The following is a 16694-nucleotide window of genomic DNA, read 5'->3' on the forward strand; positions in this document are numbered from 1 at the left end:
GATGAAAATTCGCAACGACGTCATCAAGGTGTACAAGGATGTGCACATCTGGGTCGGCATCCTCAGCGGGCTGATGCTGTTCATCGCCTTCTACGCCGGTGCCATCACGATGTTCGAGAAACCGCTCGAACGCTGGGCAACGCCGCCTTCGTCGCTGGCCGCGCCGCCGCCGCTGGCACGTGCCGAGGTCTTGCTGCAGGCGGTGCTCGCCGAGCATCCGCAGGCGGCGAAGAACTACCTGATCGTCGTCGAGCCGACGGTCGATGCGCCGGCACGGGTGATCTGGCGCGAGCCGGGCAAGAGCCGCCGGCAGTTCACCGAGTTCGGCGCCAGCTTCGCGGACGACGGCAGCCTGCAGGTCGAGAAACTGCGCAAGGCGCCGGTTGCCCAACTGGTCGACACGCTGCACCAGCTAGTCGGCCTGCCTTTTCCCGATGCGCTGGCCCGTCCGATCATGGGCGCGGTGGCGCTGCTCTATGCGGTGGCGCTGGTCTCCGGGCTGATCATCTTCCTGCCGACGCTGGCCAAGGACCTCCTGGCCATGCGCATCGGCCATAACATCAAGCGCTTGTGGATGGACGTGCATAACGCGCTGGGCGTCGTCAGCCTGCCTTTCCATGTCGTCATGGCGCTGACCTGCGTGGTCTTCGCTTTCCACGACGAGTTCTACGACGTGCAGGGGGCTGTGGTCTATGAGCAGGGCGTTCCCTGGCAGCGCGAAACCCCGCCGGGGCCGCCGACGCCGGACGCCAGGCCGCTGCCGGCAGTCGAACTGCTGCGTCTGGCGCATGCCCAGCAGCCCGGTTTCGACGTCTTCAATTTCAGCTTCAAGCAGGCCGGCGGCCAGCTCGAAGCCAGCATCACCGGCCTCGACACGCGCTACGGCACGCGCGCCCGCACCTATGCCAGCACGCACCTGAATCCGTATACCGGTGAAATCGATCCGCACGACCTGCCGGGTCAGATGGACCCCTGGGATACTGCAGTCAACACCTTCTTCATGCTGCATTTCGGCAGCTTCGGCGGCAATCCGGTGCGTTGGCTCTACCTGCTGCTCGGTCTGGCCGGCGCCTTGCTGTTCTATACCGGCAACCTGCTCTGGATCGAATCGCGGCGCCGCAAGCAACGTGCCGACGGCGTGCCCGAGCAGACGCGCTCGGCGCGGGTGCTCGGCAGCCTGACCGTTGGCGTTTCGCTCGGCTGTGTCGTCGGCATTTCGGCGACCCTGGCGGCGACCAAGTGGCTGCCGCAGCGGGTCGATAACCTGGCGGCGTGGCACGAAGGCATCTACTACGCGCTTTTCGTCGCCGCCGTCGCCTGGGCCTTCGTGCGCGGCGCGCCGCGCGCCGCCGTCGAACTGCTCCGCCTGGCGGCCCTGCTCACCTTGCTGATTCCGCTGAGCAGTCTGGCCGGCGTCTGGGGCATCGGCGGCGCCTGGCATCATCCGGGCATCGGCTGCGTCATCGACCTGACGGCGCTCGCCGCGGTCCCGGTCTTCCTGCTGATCGCCGGCCACACCGCACGGCGCATGCGGATCGGCCATGCCGACAGCGTCTGGGCTCAGCCGGCCTCGTCGCAGCCCTTGCCGCCGTCCGGCCGCGGGCCGGCGAGTGCGCTCCAGGAGTAGGCAAGGTAGATGCCCCAGGCGAGCAGCCAGAGGAGACCGGCCAGATTCAGCAGCGTCAGGTAGGCGGCGGCGAAGGCCGCCAGGCCGGCGGCGGCGCGCAGCAGGCCGAGGGCGATCAGCAGCGCGGCGGCGCCGGGCAGCCAGCGGCGGTGATCGAGGCCGTGACCGCTGTGCATGCGGCCGGCGACGGCCATGACGAACAGGATGGCGAGCCCCATGGCGCCGGCCAGCAGCAGGTGGTGGCCGGCACTCTGCCAGTTTTCGCCGGCCAGCCGGCCGCTGCCGATGAGGCCGTAGCCGAGCGCGATCAGCCAATAGACCAGGTAGGGAACGAGCACCCAGCGTTGGCCCAGCGCCCGCCCGACATGCCAGTCGTTGAGCAGGTTGAGCATGGCGGCGGCAGCGGCCAGGGCCAGCCAGCCGCCGGCGGCGTTGCCGGGGAGCAGGAATTCGCCGAGGCTGTAGAGGGCGATGGTGAAGGTCGCCAGGTTGCGGCGGGGCGGTCGCGCCAGGTAGGGGGCGGTGATGCCGCCTTGGCCTTCGAGCACGTCGTTGACCAGGCGCATCGAGATGCGCGACATGGCGACGACGATCAGCATCATCAGCAGGCCGATGGCCAGGCGCAGCCAGGCCATGGCGTCGCCGTCGCGCGCCAGCGCCAGGTAGAAGCCGGCGTGGCTCGCGGTCAACGCGGCGAGTGCGTGAAAAAACGCCAGGTGGCGGCGTTGCGGGTCGCGCCACAGGGGGGCGCCGGTTTTTACCATCAGCAGTCCGAGGAAAGCGAGGTCGCACAGGGCGGCTGGCCAGACGCCGAGCCAGCCGGCCAGCAGGTAGGCGAGGCGACCGCCGGCCCAGAGGAGGAGCAGAATCTGCACGGTTTGCCGGGGGGCCGGCGGGGTGCCGGTGAATTCGACCACGGCGGTGAGCAGGAAGCCAGCCAGCGCCGCGGTGGCGAAGCCGAACAGCATCTCGTGGATGTGCCAGACGACGCTGCCGCCCGGCAACTCGGGCAGCGCCAGCAGACCGGCCAGGTTGCCCAGCCACCAGGCCATGGCGATGCTGGCGTGGGCGGCGGTGAGCAGGAAGAAGGGGCGGCAGGGGCAGAGCCAGAGGGCTGCGCTTGGTCCGGGAAAAGTACGGTTTTTCATGTGGCGGCCAGCGGCGGCAGGGCAAAGGCGGCGCGGATGTCCGGCCAGCGGATGAATTCGGCGGTACGGGCGAAAACCCAGGCGTCGTCGCGTTCGCCGACCGGCGTGGCGACCCGGTGTTGAGCGACGATGCGGCCGGGGCTGCCGCTCATCACCAGGATGCGGTCGGCCAGGCGGAGGGCTTCCATCAGGTCGTGGGTGATCATCAGCACGGCGCTGCCGGCCGCTGCGCGCTCGCGCGCGAGCAATCCGTAGAGTTCGCTTTTTAGGCCGATGTCGAGGGCGGCGAAGGCTTCATCAAGGAGCAGCAGGTCGGGCGAGACGGCAAAGGCGCGGGCCAGCGCGGCGCGGCTCTGCATGCCGCCGGAAAGGGCGGCGGGAAACTTGTCGAGAGCGTCGTCGTCGAGACCCATCCGGTGAGCCAGCTGGCGGGCGCGGGTCTGCCGTTCGGCAATCGGTGTCCGGCGCGCCTTGAGACCGAGGGCGATGTTGTCGAGCGTGCGTTTCCAGGGGAGCAGGCGCGGTTGCTGGAACATCATCGCGGCTTGCCCGAAGCTGCTGTCGATGCGTCCTTCCCAGGGGCTGAGCAGGCCGGCGGCGAGGTTGAGCAGGGTGCTCTTGCCGCAGCCGGAAGGGCCGACCAGGGCGACGGCCTGACCGGCTTGCACGCAGAGGTCGATATCTTCGAGCACGCGCTGGTAGCCGAAGCGGTGGTGCACCGCCGAAATCTTCAGTTGCTTGATGATGCGAACTCCCGCCAGGACTCGACGCGGCGCTTGAGCGGTTCGAGCAGAAGGTATTCGATGGCCAGCAGGGTGCCGACCAGGGCGACGATCCAGGCCATCGAGGCGGCGGTGTCGAGATGGCTGCGCGAGACGGCCAGCGCGGCGCCGATGCCGTCCTCGGTGGACAGCAGTTCGGCCATGACGACGATCTTCCACGACATGCCGAGCGCCGCGATCCACGCCGGGAAGAGATAGGAAACGACGTGCGGCAGATAGACGTCGGTCAGCTTCAGCCAGGGCGAGAGACCGAACATCTGCGCCACTTCCCGCAACTGGCCGTCGAGGGTGCGCGTGCCCTGCATGGCGCCGACGAAGACGATCGGGAAGCAGGCGATGAAGACGGTGAATACCGGCGTTCCGTCACCGGCGCCGAACCAGAGCAGGGCGAGGATCAGCCAGGCGATCGGCGGCATGCCGGCGAGCACGGTGATGATCGGCCGGGCCATCATCGAGGCTGTCATCGAAACGCCGGCGGCCAGGCCGAGCAGGCTGCCGACGCCGAGCGAAAGCGCGAAGCCGGCGAGCGCCCGGCGCGCCGTGACGGCGATTTCCGGCCAGGCGCCGCCGTCGTCGAGGAGGCCGCCGAGGGTAGCGAAGGCGGCCATCGGCGTCGGCAGGATCAACGGCCCGAAGGCCTGGGCGGTCTCTTCCCAGGCGGCGAGGAATAGGCAGAGACTGGCCAGCGAGCCCCAGCCGCGCCACAGGTAATGGCCGCTGGCGGCGAGCGCCTCGACCACTCGCTGCGCCCGTCCAGCCTGGCGGCTCATCGGGCGTAGAAGGCGGGGCCGGGCAGCTTGCCGCCGATCAGCGCCGGGTTGGCGGCGTGCAACTGGCCGAGGAAGAATTCGAGTTCGGCGCGGGCTTCCGCCGTCGGCAGCGAACGCATCTGGCTGACTGCCAGCGAGTCGGCGACGGCTTCCGGGCTCAGCAGGTCGATGCGTTTGGCGACCATCGCGCCGCATTGCAGCGGGTTTTGCTGGCACCAGGCCAGCGACCGGGCGTAGGCGGCAAGCACTGCCGCCTGCAACGCGGGGTCGGCGGCCGCCGCGCCGAGGGCGACGATGCCGGCCTGCGGAATGCGCGTCTCGCGTTTGAACAGGCGTCCCCATTCCTGCTGCAGGTCGACGCTGCGGTGGAGGTCGGGGGCGATCAGGCTGAGCGGGAAGGATTGCGTCTTGCGCAGCGCCATCGACACCGCCGGCTCGGCGAGCAGGGCGTGGTCGACGCGCCGCGTCACCAGCAACTGCATGGCGTCGAGCGGCGAGGCGACGTAACGCAGCTTGAAATCCTTTTTCGCATCCAGGCCCTGCCGGCGCGCCAGCAGTTCGAAGACGATGTCCGGCATGTCGGCGCGGAAGGGCATGGCGATTTCCTTGCCGCGGAAATCAGCCAGCGTCTTCGCCCCGGCGTCGCGCGAGACCATCCACAGCACGCCCCAGGTCGACACGTTGATCAGGCGCAGCGGGACGCCCCGGTTGTGGAGGTTGGCGGCGACATTGGTCGGCATCGCCACGAAATCCGCCTGTTTGCCGAGGGCCATGAGGCGCAACTGGTCCGGGTCTTTCCAGGGGCGGAATTCGACCTTGTCGGCGACCGCCTGCAGGGCGCCGGTCTCGACCATATGGATGAGCGGTGTCGAGACCGAGGCCGGTGGGCCGGACAGCACCAGCAGCGGCAGCTTGCCGGCGGCGGCGGCCGGTCCGGCCAGCCAGCCGGCGAGCGCCAGGGCGGCGACGAGCAGGCGCCGCATCAGAAACTCCCGCGCCAGGCGAGCTGGACGCTGCGGCCCGGCGCCTGGATTTCCTGGTTGGAGAGGCCTTCGGTCAGGTGTTCGTGGTAGGCCTTGTCGGCGATGTTCTTGACGGCCAGGCGCAGGCTCTGGTTTTTCGCGTACTGCCAGGTGGCGCCGAGGTCGGCGGTGACGAAGCCGGCCGTCCGGTTTTCCGCACCGTTGGTGAAGCGGGTGGCCACCCGCTTCTGTTCGTCGACCAGGCGCAGCGTGAAGTCGGCCTTGACGCCGGGTAGCACAGCGCCTTGCCAGCCGAGCGAAATTTCGTCGGCGGGCATCTGGAACAGCGCTTCGTCGAGATCGTCGTTCTCGCCACGGATGCGCGAGTAGCCGGCGTTCAGCCAGTGGCCGGCGGCGACCTGCCAGCGGACGCTGGCTTCGAGGCCCTTGATCGTCGCGCTGCCCAGGTTCACCGTTTTCTTGCAATTCGCCGCGTTGGCCGCGCCGCAGGCGGCGCTGGCGGCGGCACCGCTGAGGATCTGGCCAGTGATGTAGTTGTCGATCCGGTTGTAGAAGGCGGCGACGCGATAGTCGACGCCACGGCTGGCGCCTTTGAGGCCGATTTCGAACTGGTCGGCTTTCTCGGCTTCGACTTCCGGGCTGCCCGCATAGTAATAACCATCGCCGCGCAGGCCGGATTCATAACGCTCGCGCATGCCCGGTGCCCGGAAGGCGCGGGCGTAACTGGCGTAGGGGCGCAGCAGCGGGGCGATTTCGTAGATGGCGCCGAGACTGCCGGAAAGCGCGCTGTCCTTGCCGTCAAGATCGCTCGTGCGGGCGCCGTTGTTCATGCTGGCGGCGTCGGCCTTGACCGTGTCGTAGCGCAGGCCGGCAAGGAGGTTCAGCTTGCCGAAACGCATGTCGTCCTGCAGGTAGGCGCCAAAGGCGCGGATTTCCGCGTCCTGAAAAGGATTGTTGGCGCTCAAGGTGGTGAACGGCGCAGCGCTGGCCATGCTGCGATCCGGGTTGCCGCTCATTTCCCAGGCGTTGATGCCGAACGAGAGCAGGTGTTGCGGATGCACCAGCCAGTCGGCCTTGGCGTCGAGACCGTCGGTGCGGAAGGTGACGCTATTGACGACGATGTCCCGTTGCAGATTGTTGGAATAGGAGCGGATTTCGCGTTCCATGTCCTGGCGGTAGACGCGCAGGTCGAGGTTGAGCGGTCGTTCGCCGTCGCCCTTGCGCTGGTAACCGAGTTCATAGAGACGGCGTTCCTGTTCCGGCGAGTGCACCGTCGTTGTGCCAACCAGCGGACTTTTGTGCGGGCGCGTCGAACCCGGATACCAGACATCCTCGTCCCGGTGCACTTGCGCCGAGACGCGCAACTGCTGCCGGCTGTCGATGCGGAAACGGTACTGGCCGATGAAGGCGTTCGAATCGTAGCCGCTGCGCTCGACCTTGCCGTGGGGCGTGTCGTAATCGTCGATGCGGGCCAGCGAGGCGCCCAGCATCAAGGCATGGTCGCCCTGGCTGGCGTTGAGCACGGCGCTGCCGCGCCAGCCCTGGCTGGCGCTGTCGTAGCTCGTTGCGGCTTCGACGCCGACGCCGGGGGTGAATTTCGCCTGCGGCAGCAGCACGTTGATCGCGCCGCCCAGGGCGCCGGTGCCGTAAAGCGTCGATGCCGCGCCGCGCACGACTTCGACCCGCTCGGCCAGGCCCAGTGTCATGAAGGAGGCGATGGCGCCGGCCGGCTGCGCCGAATTGAGGCGCATGCCATCGACCAGCAGAACGATGCTTTCCTTGCCCAGGCCGCGGATGATCGGGTTCTGTCCTTGCCCGCTGTCGTTGGCGACGGCAATGCCGGGCTCGCCGCGCAGGGCGTCGCCGACATTGGCGGCGCCCCGGCGGGCGATTTCGTCGCGCTCGAGCGAGCTGGTGGCGATTGGCGTCTCCAGGTCGGCAGCGGCATAGCCCTTGGCGCTGACATTGACCGTGGACAGTGTGGTTTCTTCGGCATGGACCGAGGAAAAGGCGAGGGCAAGGGATGCGGCAAGCAGGGTGAGGCGCGGCAGGTTCATGACTGACTCCAGTGGAAGGGCTGGCTGGCGTCGAGCTGGCTTGCCGGAACGAAAACTGCCTGCATTTTATCAGTTGAGAATGGTTCGCAATTTAATTCAAATCAAAAAATCATTTTATTAGTAAGTTCTAATATACTGCCGGTGTGCCGCTCGCTGCGGTCCCGCTTTTTAACCCCTGACAGGACTCCTTCCATGAAAAAATCCCTCATTGCTGCCGCTTTCGCTCTCGCCGCCGGTGTCGCCCAGGCCGAAGGGCAGGCAGTCACCGTGATCGTCAATTCCGCCAGTACGATGAGCCAGGGCGTCGCTCTGGTACTGGCGACCCAGATGCAGGCCCAGGGGGGCCAGGTGCATATCCTGCTGTGCGACAAGGCCGGCGATCTGGCGCTCAAGGGCGCTGGCGGCGAAACCCTCAAGCCGCAGAACGTGACGCCGGCGCAGATGCTCGACGGCGCGATGAAGAAGGGTGCGACCGCTTCGGTTTGCGCGCTCTACCTGCCGAACAGCGGCCATACGCCGGACCAGCTGAAGGATGGCGTCACCGCCGCCAAGCCGGACGCGATGGGCAAGGCGCTGCTCGAACCGCAACGCAAGGTCGTTGTTTTCTAAGCGGCCTCGCTGCATGAAAAATGGCGCTGGCTTCGGTCAGCGCCATTTTTTTCAGAAGCGCCAGTCGTCGTCCGGCTTGAGCTTGCGTGCGCATGCCGGATGGCGGCGAAGCGTTCAGCGTCGATGTGCCAGATCGGCCTGCAACGTCTGCCAGCTCGGGGCGTCCAGGATCACTTTGAGACGGTTGTAGGCGCCAGCCATGATCTCGCTCATCCGGATGCGGATCCTGGCGAGGCGTTCGAGGTCGGCGGCTGACGGCGGATTGCGGTTGTCGTAATCGCTGGCTGCCGCTTGCAGCCTTTCCTGGATCGGTAGCGCTTCGCCCATCAGGGCCAGGAACTGTGGCTGAATCTCGCTGCGTAGTGTCTGGACCTGGGCTTTCTGGTCGTCATTGAGCGTTTGCGCCAGTTCTCCCTGAACCAGGGAGCGTAGCGGGTGGGGAAGTTCCAGCAGGTCCTCGACCGGGTGGTCATGCGCGAAGGCGCTGTGGTTCAGGCTGGCGACGAGGATCAGGGTCAGTAGATGGGTTTTCAATCGCGGGGCTCCGCTTGCTTGACGGTGGGGTATCCGGCGTCCGCCGGCCGATGGCACAGGCAGCGGGCGAGCCGGTCGCGTTCGCCGGCCAGTCGTTCGCATTCGCGATGCGCGGCGCACAGGGTTTTGTCGAGTTGCCAGACGCGCTGTATGGCGGCCATCAGTTGTTGCTCGGCCTCGCGCGCCGCCATCAACTGTTGCCCGAGTTCGATGATGGCCTGACCCGATTCGAGCTGTTCGAGGCGCAGGCGCAGGGCGTCGCGCTCGCTCAGCAGCGCGTTCAGGCGCTCGTCCAGTGCGGCCAGACGGGCGGCGTGCAGGGTCAGCAGACGCTTGCGGCTGCTGCGTGCCTGGCGCAGCGCATGGCGCAGGGCCAGGTTCTCGGCGAGCAGGGGATTGCTCGGTGTGTTGTCCGGCGCCGCCTCGCGTTCGAGGATGGCACGGTTCTTAAGCGGCGCAAGCATGCACTTTCTCCGGATCGCCGAGGCGCAGGCTGGCGCGCTCGCACAGTTGGCGTGTCTCGTCGTCGATCTCCAGATCGCAGAGATGGTCGAGCAGACGGGCGGCATGCAGGGCCGACTGCCGGCAACCGGTTTCTTCATGAATCAGGACCAGACTCAGGGTGGCGGCCCACAGATTGCTGTTCGGCATGGTATTCCTCCTCAGGCTGCGGCGCTGGCGATCATCAGCCAGAGCAGGAGCGCGGCGATGGCGGTATTGATCAACAGACTGTTCATGATGTCACCTCCATAATTGAGAACTGATCTCAATATACCGATTGCCGAAAATTCAGTCAAATAAGAATTGTTTCTATTTGTGCCTACGGAATCGGGTGGAGGGCGCCGGCGTGTGATCGGCGCCCTCCGGTGGAGCAGGCGGGGTCAGCGACCTGCTCCGGCTTGCTCGGGCTTGCTTACTTGGTCAGGATCAGTTTGTCCTGGCGAGTGATGCGCAGGCGGTAATCGGCGCCGCAGTGACGGATGCAGATTTCGTTGCAGTTGCCGAACAGGCTATCGCTGGAAATGCAGCGGGCGCCGCAGACGTCGGTGGCTTCGCGGCTTGAGACGGGCGTCTTGTCGCGATTCAGGTGCAGCGTGCCACGCGGACCAGTGGCCTGAAGGAAGGGAATCCGCAGGGTCTGCTTGTTCTGTTCCATGGGGAGTTCCTTTCAGAGTCTTACATCCGGGTGGCGTAATACTCGACGACGCGCTGCAGGTCGAGCGGGAAGGGGGCGGCGTCGCCGCCGGGCAGATGGCTCAGGCGTGCGGTAGCGGTGGCGCTGTCGAGGGCGATCCATTCCGGGCGTTCCAGCGCCGGGTCTTCCAGCGTGGCGCGGACGAGGTCGATCTTGCTGCCGGCTGCGGTCGGCCCGAAGGCATCGCCGACGCGCAGGCGGATCGAGGGAATAGTGACGCGTTTGCCGTTCAACTGGAAATGGCCGTGGCTGACCAACTGCCGGGCGGCCGGGATGGTCGGCGCGAAGCCGGCGCGGAAGACCAGGTTGTCGAGACGGCGTTCGAGCAGTTCGACCAGCTTGTCGCCGGTGGCGCCGCGGTGCTTCTTGGCATCGGCGACGGTACGGCGCAACTGGCGTTCGGTCAGCCCGTAGTTGTAGCGCAGTTTCTGCTTTTCCATCAGTTGCAGGCCGAATTCCGATTTGCGCGCGGTGACCTTGCGCGCACCGTGCTGTCCGGGTGGCTGGGCTCTTTCCTGCATCGATTTGCGCGACAGGCCGGGCAGGTCGACGCCGAGGGCACGCAGGACTTTGAGGCGGGGGCCGGTATAACGGGACATGAAGCTCTCTCTGGAAATTGTCAGTGGGTTTGGTAGCCGGGTTCGGCCAGGGAATGGAAATCGACGGGAATCGATGCCGGGTGGCAGGAAACCGCTTCCCAACCGCCGAGGACTTCCTGCAGCGTGCTTTTCAGGTAGGGGTTGAGGCCGTCGCTGTCGGCCACGCTGCGCAGATGGGCGCGCAGGGCTTCCGTCTTGTGGAAGGTGGCGCCGCGCAGCGCGGACGAGGACAGCAGATGGATGACGGCAGCCAGCCGGAGTTCGAGGGACATGTCGGCGTTTTCCATGGGGCACTCCAGACGTTTCGGGGAAACTGGCTGGCTTGCGGAAAAGACGCTAGCTGGCTAACAGAATGCGAATTATTCGCAGTTGTCGTTCGTTTGTCAAGCGTTTTATGCCGATCGGCTTCGTCTCGTGTTGGCGGTCGGTCGGCAGCAAGGCGGGGAGTCCGAGCGTGCTCCAGGCGGCGCCGGTCGTCCGTCGCGGCCTTGCCTGGTTCCGGACGCTACACCAGCGAGCCGTCGTTCATTTCGTGAGTGGCGCCGGTTTGATTGCTTTGTTCAGATGCAGTTTGTCATCGTCAAAAAACGACGGGGGCGTCAATGCCCCCGTATCGTCAAAGCCCTGCCAAAACGCTACACCGTTCGTTACCAGAAAAAGACCCTAGCTGAACGGCATTGCGGGGCGCCGCTGCCTTTTGTGGTAGCTACCCTGCGTTCAGCGGTCGGCGAACGGCTTCTTCTTGAATTTCCGTTCGCCGTCGAACTTGCGTTCGCCGCCAGCGCCGGATTTCCGCTCGCCACCGAAGCTGCCGGTTGGGCGACCTTCGTCCTGGCGCAGGTTGATCGGCACGCCGCGGATGCGGGTACGCTTCAGCGCATTGGCAGCTTCGGCGGGCATGCCGGCCGGCAGTTCGACCGTGCTCGATTCTTCGTAAAGGCCGATGCGGCCGATGAAGCGGCTTTCGATGCCAGCTTCGTTGGCAATCGCGCCGACGATGTCGCGCACTTCGACGCCGTGGTCGCGGCCGACATCGATGCGGTAGCGCACCATGTCGCCGGCCGGCGCCGGCCGGGCCGGACGCTCGCTGCGCGGCGGGCGGTCTTCGAAGCGCGGGCGTTCGCCACGCTCTTCGTAACGCGGTCGTTCGCTACGTTCCTCGAAACGCGGCTTGCGCTCGCGATCGGCGAAACTGGCCGGGCGGCGCTCGCTCTGTTCGTCGCGGAACGGGCGCGGCGCCGGGTCTTCGCCAACAATCTGCAGCGGCTTGCCTTCCTGCGCCATCATGGCCAACGCGGCGGCGATTTCCTCGGCGCCGACATCCTGTTCCTCGCACAGTTGCGAGACGATGTTGGCGAAGAAATCGAGACCCTCGGCTTCCAGGACTTCAGCGACCTTGGCCTTGAAGTCGGCGACGCGCTTGTTGGTCACGTCGGCGCGGCTGGGCAGGGTCAGCGGTGCGATCGGCTGCCGGGTGGCACGCTCGATGGTGCGCAGCATGCGGATTTCGCGCGGGGCGACGAAGAGGATCGCGTTGCCGGTGCGGCCGGCGCGGCCGGTACGGCCGATGCGGTGCACGTAGGCTTCGGTGTCGTAGGGAATGTCGTAGTTGATGACGTGGCTGACGCGCGGCACGTCGATGCCGCGGGCGGCAACGTCGGTGGCGATGACGATGTCCAGGGCGCCGGACTTCAACTGGTCGATGACACGTTCGCGCATCTGCTGGTTGAGGTCGCCGTTCAGCGCGGCAGCCGCGTAGCCGCGGGCGTTGAGCTTGTCGGCGAGTTCGACGGTAGCGGTCTTGGTGCGCACGAAGATGATGGCGGCGTCGAAGTCTTCTTCGACTTCGAGGATGCGGGTCAGCGCGTCGAGCTTGTGCATGCCGGAAACCTGCCAGTACACCTGGCGGATGGCGGCGACCGTGGCGGTGGCCGACTTGATCTTGATTTCCTTGGGATCGACCAGGTATTTCTGGGCGACGCGGCGGATCTGTTCCGGCATGGTGGCGGAAAAGAGCGCGGTCTGGTGCTGTTCCGGGGTGCGCTCGAGAATCCATTCGACGTCGTCGATGAAGCCCATGCGCAGCATTTCGTCGGCTTCGTCGAGGACCAGCGTCTTCATCTGGTCGAGATTGAGCGTCTTGCGCTCCAGGTGGTCCATGACCCGGCCCGGCGTGCCGACGATGACGTGGGCGCCGCGCGCCAGTTGCTTCAGCTGGATGGTGTAGCTCTGGCCACCGTAGATCGGCAGCACGTGGAAGCCGGGCAGGTTCTTGGCGTAGCTCTGCAGCGCTTCGGCGACCTGGATCGCCAGTTCGCGCGTCGGCGTCAGGATCAGCGCCTGCGGCTTGGCGACCTTGATGTCGATGGTTTCCATCAAGGGCAGCGCGAAGGCGGCGGTCTTGCCGGTGCCGGTCTGCGCCATGCCGATCATGTCGCGGCCGTCGAGCAGGACGGGAATGCACTGGGCCTGGATGGGGGAGGGGGTTTCGTAACCGATTTCGCTCAGGGTCTTGAGCAGGGATTCGCTCAAGCCGAGTTCGGCAAAGCTGTCGACGGTAGACGTCATGATGCTGTTCCTTTCCGCGCTGCCGGTTCGCGACGGGCAGCGGTATTCGCCCGTATCGCGGGCGGCCTGGGTGACCCCGACGCAGCCATGCCGGGGAATAAATCAATGGGGTGAATCCTGCACAAGAACCTGAAAAACCGGGGGCTGCTCGGAGTTACTGCGGGCGATGCATCAACGCATTGAACTGATTATTCTACCTTTTTTTTGCCAGTGCTGCCAGTTCGGCGGCGCTGAAACCGGCCTGCAGGCGGGCTTTTTCGTTCATCGGCGTGGCCGGGCGCGGTGCCTTGTAGGTATGCAGCAGCTCGCGGTAGGTGGTTTCGGCATCGCTTCCACGCTGCTCGCAGAAGGTCCGGAACCAGCGGTCGCCGAGGCCGACGTGACCGATTTCGTCGCGCAGGATGATGTCGAGGGCGCGGGCGCTTGCCTCGTCGCCGTTCTCGACCAGGCGGCGCTGGATCGGCGGCGTCGCGTCGAGGCCGCGTGCTTCGAGCAGGCGCGGCACCAGCGCCATGCGGGCGAGCGGGTCGTGGGCGGTCTTCTCGGCCATTTCCCAGAGGCCGGCGTGGGCCGGGAAATCGCCGTAATCGTGGCCGTAGCTGGCGAGCCGTTCGCGTAGCAGCGAGAAGTGCTCGGCTTCCTCGGCGGCGACGCCGATCCAGTCGGCGTAATAGGCTTGCGGCAGGCCGCGGAAGCGGGCGGCGTGGTCGAGCGCCAGGTTGATCGCGGTGAATTCGATATGGACGATCGCGTGCAGCAGCCGGGCGCGCCCTTCCGGCGTCGTCGGGCTGCGTTGCGGCACGGCTTTCGGCGGCACGATCTCGGGCCGCGCCGGCCTGCCGCAGCGTAGTTCGAGCGGCGTCTCGTCCCGCCAGTCGAGCCGGCCGGCGCGCCAGTCGGCCGCGATGCCGGTGGTCAGCGCCAGCTTCTCGTCGATTTCCGTGGTCGCCAGTGCCGCAGCCAGGCGCGTAAATAGCGACCCGCTCACGGTGCCGGGTTGGTGTAGCGCAGGTGGATGGCGTCGATCGCTTCGAGCAGTTCACCATGTATCGGCGTCAGCGTCGCCGGTAGTGTCTCCTTGAGCTGGGCCAGCGACGAGGCACCGATGATGGTGCTGGCGACGAACCAGCGCGAGCGGACGAAGCCGAGCGCCAGTTGCGTCGGCGTCAGGGCGTGGCTGCGCGCCAGTTCGACGTAGGCGGCGACCGCCGGGGCGACGTTGGGCTTGGTGTAGCGCTGGCCGAAATTCGGCCATTGCGTGAGGCGGCCCGCTGCAGCCGGGTCGGCCAGATACTTGCCGGTCAGGTGGCCGAAGGCGAGCGGCGAGTAGGCGAGCAGGCCGACCTTTTCGCGATGGCAGGTTTCCGTCATCGCCGTTTCGTGAGTGCGGTTGAGCAGGCTGTAGGCGTTCTGCGTCGACACGATGCGCGGCAGTCCGAACTCGTCGGCGAGCCGGGTGAATTCCATGATGCCCCAGGGGTGTTCGTTCGATACCGCGACATGCCGAACCTTGCCCTCGGCCACCAGTTCGGCCAGCGCTTCGAGCTGGGTGCGGACCGGCGTGCATTCGCGTTCCTTGGCCGGGTCGTACTGCCACTGGCCAAACATCGGCTGGTTGCGCTCCGGCCAGTGCAGTTGATAGATGTCCACGTAATCCGTCTGCAGGCGCTGCAGCGAGCCTTCGATGGCGGCACGGATGTTGGTGCGATCCAGCGCCAGCGGACCACCGCGGATCCAGTCGAGGTTGCGGCTGGGGCCGGCGACCTTGGTGGCGACGATGATCTTCTCCCGCGCCTGCCGCTTCAGCCAGCGGCCGACGATGCCTTCCGAGGCGCCGCAAGTCGAGGCGCGCGGCGGCACGGCGTACATTTCGGCGGTGTCGATGAAATTGACCCCATGTTCCAGCGCGTAGTCGAGCTGGGCGTGGGCGTCGGCCTCGGTGGTCTGCTCGCCGAAGGTCATCGTGCCGAGACAGACGTCGGGAACGGACAGCGAACTGCGCCCGAGCGGGCGGCGATGGAACAGGCTCATGGTCTTGGGCTCCGGTAACGGTGGGTCAGGGGTGATCGGTGAGCACGCCGTAAATCAGGATATGACGCTGCAGCACCGGGTCGTAGCTGGCGGGGACGATGGCCAGCCGATGTGCGTCGGGCGAGGAGCAATGCTGCCGTACCCAGTTGGCGGCAGCTTCCCTGGCCGACGGAAAGTCGTCGAACAAGGCCTGCAGGCTGCTTGTCCTGACGGGCATGAACTCATTGCGCTGGCAGTCGAGCAGGGTGTCGGTATCGAGCATCTGCACCGCGTAGCCGGTTGCAGGGCGGCGCAAGGGAAGGCGCGAAATGTCGAAAGGGTCGCCGAAAGCGTTGTCGGGGAAATGCACTGCTATATATATGTGTGTTTTGAATGTGCGGAGGATGCTCAGGCGGGAATGTCGGGTACCAGCATCTGTTCCAGAAGCAATATGCGGTCCTTGAGCACCAGCTTGCGCTTCTTCAGCCGCCGCACCAGCAATTCATCCGGCGGCGGATTTTCGATCAGATGGGTGATCACCAGATCAAGGTCGCGGTGTTCCACCCGCAACTCGTTGAGCTGCAGCCGGATATCACTGATTTCCTCGTCGCTGAGCGGATGGAGGGACATGGTGTGGCTCCTGACAGCATATGCGCTTTTGCTTAGAATAACCGAACCAAGAACAGGAGGAGAACATAATGCAGCACCACATCATCGTCTCGTTCGGCAAGGGCGAAGAATTCGAATACCGCCTGACAGATGCCGGGGCCGCCGACGAGGCGCGTCAGTGGTTCGACCGTGAATTTGTCGCGCTCGAATGCGACGTCTCGACCCCGACCGGCAAAATTCTGGCAGTCGATCGCATCCTCAGTGTTGCCAAGTACGCCGGCGCCGGCCGTTTCCGCGAGCAGGCTGCCTGGGCCGAACAGTTCGCCCGCAACACGGCGGCCATTCTCGGGCGCGACCTGATCCGGGTCGATGTCGAGCAATACAGTATCGGTTATTGATGAACAAGGCTTTCGTCCGCGAAAGCGAAGGGGATGACGACGAGGAGCTCCAACCAGCCTTGCGCATCCCTCCGGGAACCCGCAACTACATCACGCCGGCCGGGCATGCCCGGCTGAAATCCGAGCTGGAACATCTGGTCAAGCGTGAACGGCCGCATGTCGTCGAAATCGTCGCCTGGGCCGCCTCCAATGGCGACCGTTCGGAGAATGGTGACTATATCTATGGCAAGCGCCGTTTGCGCGAGATCGATAGGCGCATCCGTTTCCTGACCAAACGCCTGGACATTGCGGAGATCGTCGATCCCCTGCGGCAGGGAGATAATGATCAGGTCTTCTTTGGTGCCACCGTTACGGTTGCCGATGCGCAGGGCGCAGAAAATACCTACACCATTGTCGGTATCGACGAGGCTGATGCTTCACTAGGGCGCATCAGTTGGATATCGCCACTGGCACGCGCGTTGATCAAGGCGCGCGAGGGGGATTCAATCCGCTTTCAAAGCCCGGTTGGCATCCGTGAGATCGACATCGTCGAAGTGCGTTACCGAGCCCTGGATTAAGTTTTTTTCCGAAACGTGTTGACGCGCCAAATTTGATGTGTAGAATGCGCACCTTCCTTGCGGTGCCGGGGTTTTCGGCGGAGTGAGGCAAGCGGTGAGGTGAAAGAAATTTTGCTGAAGTGCTTGACGGAAGTGAGAAGTTGCTTCATAATCTCGCTTCTCTGCTGATGACGAAGTGAAAGCGACGGCGCGGCGGGATTGATCTTTAAAAGTTAGGACAACCGATAGGTGTGGGTGTCTTGGTGCGA

General features: G+C 65.6%; 20 protein-coding genes. 4 read left to right on the plus strand and 16 right to left on the minus strand.

Annotated features, from left to right (window positions below; all coding sequences use genetic code 11):
• Position 1 precedes the first annotated feature (1 nt).
• Positions 2-1627 (plus strand): PepSY-associated TM helix domain-containing protein, encoded by a 1626-nt coding sequence (locus tag ACLIIZ_RS09830; protein WP_416691923.1) that lies wholly within the window; start codon positions 2-4, stop codon positions 1625-1627.
• Here ACLIIZ_RS09830 and ACLIIZ_RS09835 read toward each other — a convergent pair.
• The 5 genes from ACLIIZ_RS09835 to ACLIIZ_RS09855 are packed head-to-tail and all read right to left on the minus strand — an operon-like array spanning position 1561 to position 7367.
• Entirely contained in the window at positions 1561-2775 is a 1215-nt protein-coding gene (locus ACLIIZ_RS09835; RefSeq protein ID WP_416691924.1) for an NnrS family protein, read from the minus strand. The genes ACLIIZ_RS09830 and ACLIIZ_RS09835 overlap by 67 nt on opposite strands.
• On the minus strand, positions 2772-3494 hold the full coding sequence (locus ACLIIZ_RS09840; protein WP_416691925.1) for an ABC transporter ATP-binding protein: 723 nt from the start codon (positions 3492-3494) through the stop codon (positions 2772-2774). Before ACLIIZ_RS09840 ends, ACLIIZ_RS09835 begins: the two co-directional genes overlap by 4 nt.
• 11 nt (positions 3495-3505) lie before the next feature.
• The gene (locus tag ACLIIZ_RS09845) at positions 3506-4327 is read right to left on the minus strand and encodes an ABC transporter permease (RefSeq protein WP_416691926.1); all 822 of its coding nucleotides are present in this window, start codon (positions 4325-4327) and stop codon (positions 3506-3508) included.
• Positions 4324-5310 carry an ABC transporter substrate-binding protein gene (locus ACLIIZ_RS09850; RefSeq protein ID WP_416691927.1) on the minus strand — a complete coding sequence of 329 codons (987 nt, stop codon included), beginning with the start codon at positions 5308-5310 and terminating at the stop codon, positions 4324-4326. Before ACLIIZ_RS09850 ends, ACLIIZ_RS09845 begins: the two co-directional genes overlap by 4 nt.
• Entirely contained in the window at positions 5310-7367 is a 2058-nt protein-coding gene (locus ACLIIZ_RS09855) for a TonB-dependent receptor (RefSeq protein WP_416691928.1), read from the minus strand. Before ACLIIZ_RS09855 ends, ACLIIZ_RS09850 begins: the two co-directional genes overlap by 1 nt.
• A 192-nt stretch (positions 7368-7559) precedes the next feature.
• Between ACLIIZ_RS09855 and ACLIIZ_RS09860 the strand changes: the two genes are divergently transcribed.
• Positions 7560-7976, plus strand: coding sequence for a DsrE family protein (locus ACLIIZ_RS09860; protein WP_416691929.1), 417 nt, complete (start codon positions 7560-7562; stop codon positions 7974-7976).
• Between the two features lie 114 nt (positions 7977-8090).
• On the opposite strand, the gene ACLIIZ_RS09865 is transcribed toward ACLIIZ_RS09860, so the two are convergent.
• From ACLIIZ_RS09865 to ACLIIZ_RS09915, 11 genes are all read right to left on the minus strand, one after another.
• Positions 8091-8510, minus strand: coding sequence for a hypothetical protein (locus ACLIIZ_RS09865; protein WP_416691930.1), 420 nt, complete (start codon positions 8508-8510; stop codon positions 8091-8093).
• Positions 8507-8974 carry a hypothetical protein gene (locus ACLIIZ_RS09870; RefSeq protein WP_416691931.1) on the minus strand — a complete coding sequence of 156 codons (468 nt, stop codon included), beginning with the start codon at positions 8972-8974 and terminating at the stop codon, positions 8507-8509. The genes ACLIIZ_RS09865 and ACLIIZ_RS09870 overlap by 4 nt, the downstream gene beginning before the upstream one ends.
• Positions 8958-9161, minus strand: coding sequence for a hypothetical protein (locus tag ACLIIZ_RS09875; protein ID WP_416691932.1), 204 nt, complete (start codon positions 9159-9161; stop codon positions 8958-8960). Before ACLIIZ_RS09875 ends, ACLIIZ_RS09870 begins: the two co-directional genes overlap by 17 nt.
• Positions 9162-9423: 262 nt before the next feature.
• A complete protein-coding gene (gene hemP / locus ACLIIZ_RS09880; protein WP_416691933.1) occupies positions 9424-9666 on the minus strand; it encodes a hemin uptake protein HemP in 243 nt (80 codons plus the stop codon).
• 20 nt (positions 9667-9686) lie between these two features.
• A complete protein-coding gene (gene rpsD / locus ACLIIZ_RS09885) occupies positions 9687-10304 on the minus strand; it encodes a 30S ribosomal protein S4 (protein ID WP_416691934.1) in 618 nt (205 codons plus the stop codon).
• 20 nt (positions 10305-10324) lie between these two features.
• Positions 10325-10576, minus strand: coding sequence for a hypothetical protein (locus tag ACLIIZ_RS09890; protein ID WP_416691935.1), 252 nt, complete (start codon positions 10574-10576; stop codon positions 10325-10327).
• Between the two features lie 445 nt (positions 10577-11021).
• Positions 11022-12872 (minus strand): DEAD/DEAH box helicase, encoded by a 1851-nt coding sequence (locus ACLIIZ_RS09895; RefSeq protein WP_416691936.1) that lies wholly within the window; start codon positions 12870-12872, stop codon positions 11022-11024.
• A 193-nt stretch (positions 12873-13065) separates the two neighbouring features.
• Entirely contained in the window at positions 13066-13860 is a 795-nt protein-coding gene (locus ACLIIZ_RS09900; protein WP_416691937.1) for a ferritin-like domain-containing protein, read from the minus strand.
• On the minus strand, positions 13857-14903 hold the full coding sequence (locus ACLIIZ_RS09905) for an aldo/keto reductase (protein ID WP_416691938.1): 1047 nt from the start codon (positions 14901-14903) through the stop codon (positions 13857-13859). The genes ACLIIZ_RS09900 and ACLIIZ_RS09905 overlap by 4 nt, the downstream gene beginning before the upstream one ends.
• A gap of 25 nt (positions 14904-14928) precedes the next feature.
• Positions 14929-15198, minus strand: coding sequence for a hypothetical protein (locus tag ACLIIZ_RS09910; RefSeq protein WP_416691939.1), 270 nt, complete (start codon positions 15196-15198; stop codon positions 14929-14931).
• 92 nt (positions 15199-15290) lie between these two features.
• Entirely contained in the window at positions 15291-15512 is a 222-nt protein-coding gene (locus ACLIIZ_RS09915; protein ID WP_416691940.1) for a YdcH family protein, read from the minus strand.
• Positions 15513-15580: 68 nt separating this feature from the next.
• Between ACLIIZ_RS09915 and ACLIIZ_RS09920 the strand changes: the two genes are divergently transcribed.
• Together ACLIIZ_RS09920 and greB are read left to right on the plus strand one after the other, a co-directional pair.
• A complete protein-coding gene (locus tag ACLIIZ_RS09920; protein ID WP_416691941.1) occupies positions 15581-15889 on the plus strand; it encodes a hypothetical protein in 309 nt (102 codons plus the stop codon).
• On the plus strand, positions 15889-16446 hold the full coding sequence (gene greB, locus ACLIIZ_RS09925; RefSeq protein ID WP_416691942.1) for a transcription elongation factor GreB: 558 nt from the start codon (positions 15889-15891) through the stop codon (positions 16444-16446). The genes ACLIIZ_RS09920 and greB overlap by 1 nt, the downstream gene beginning before the upstream one ends.
• The last annotated feature ends 248 nt before the right edge of the window (positions 16447-16694 follow it).

Source organism: Azonexus caeni, assembly GCF_048146105.1.
Lineage (GTDB): Bacteria > Pseudomonadota > Gammaproteobacteria > Burkholderiales > Rhodocyclaceae > Azonexus > Azonexus aromaticus_B.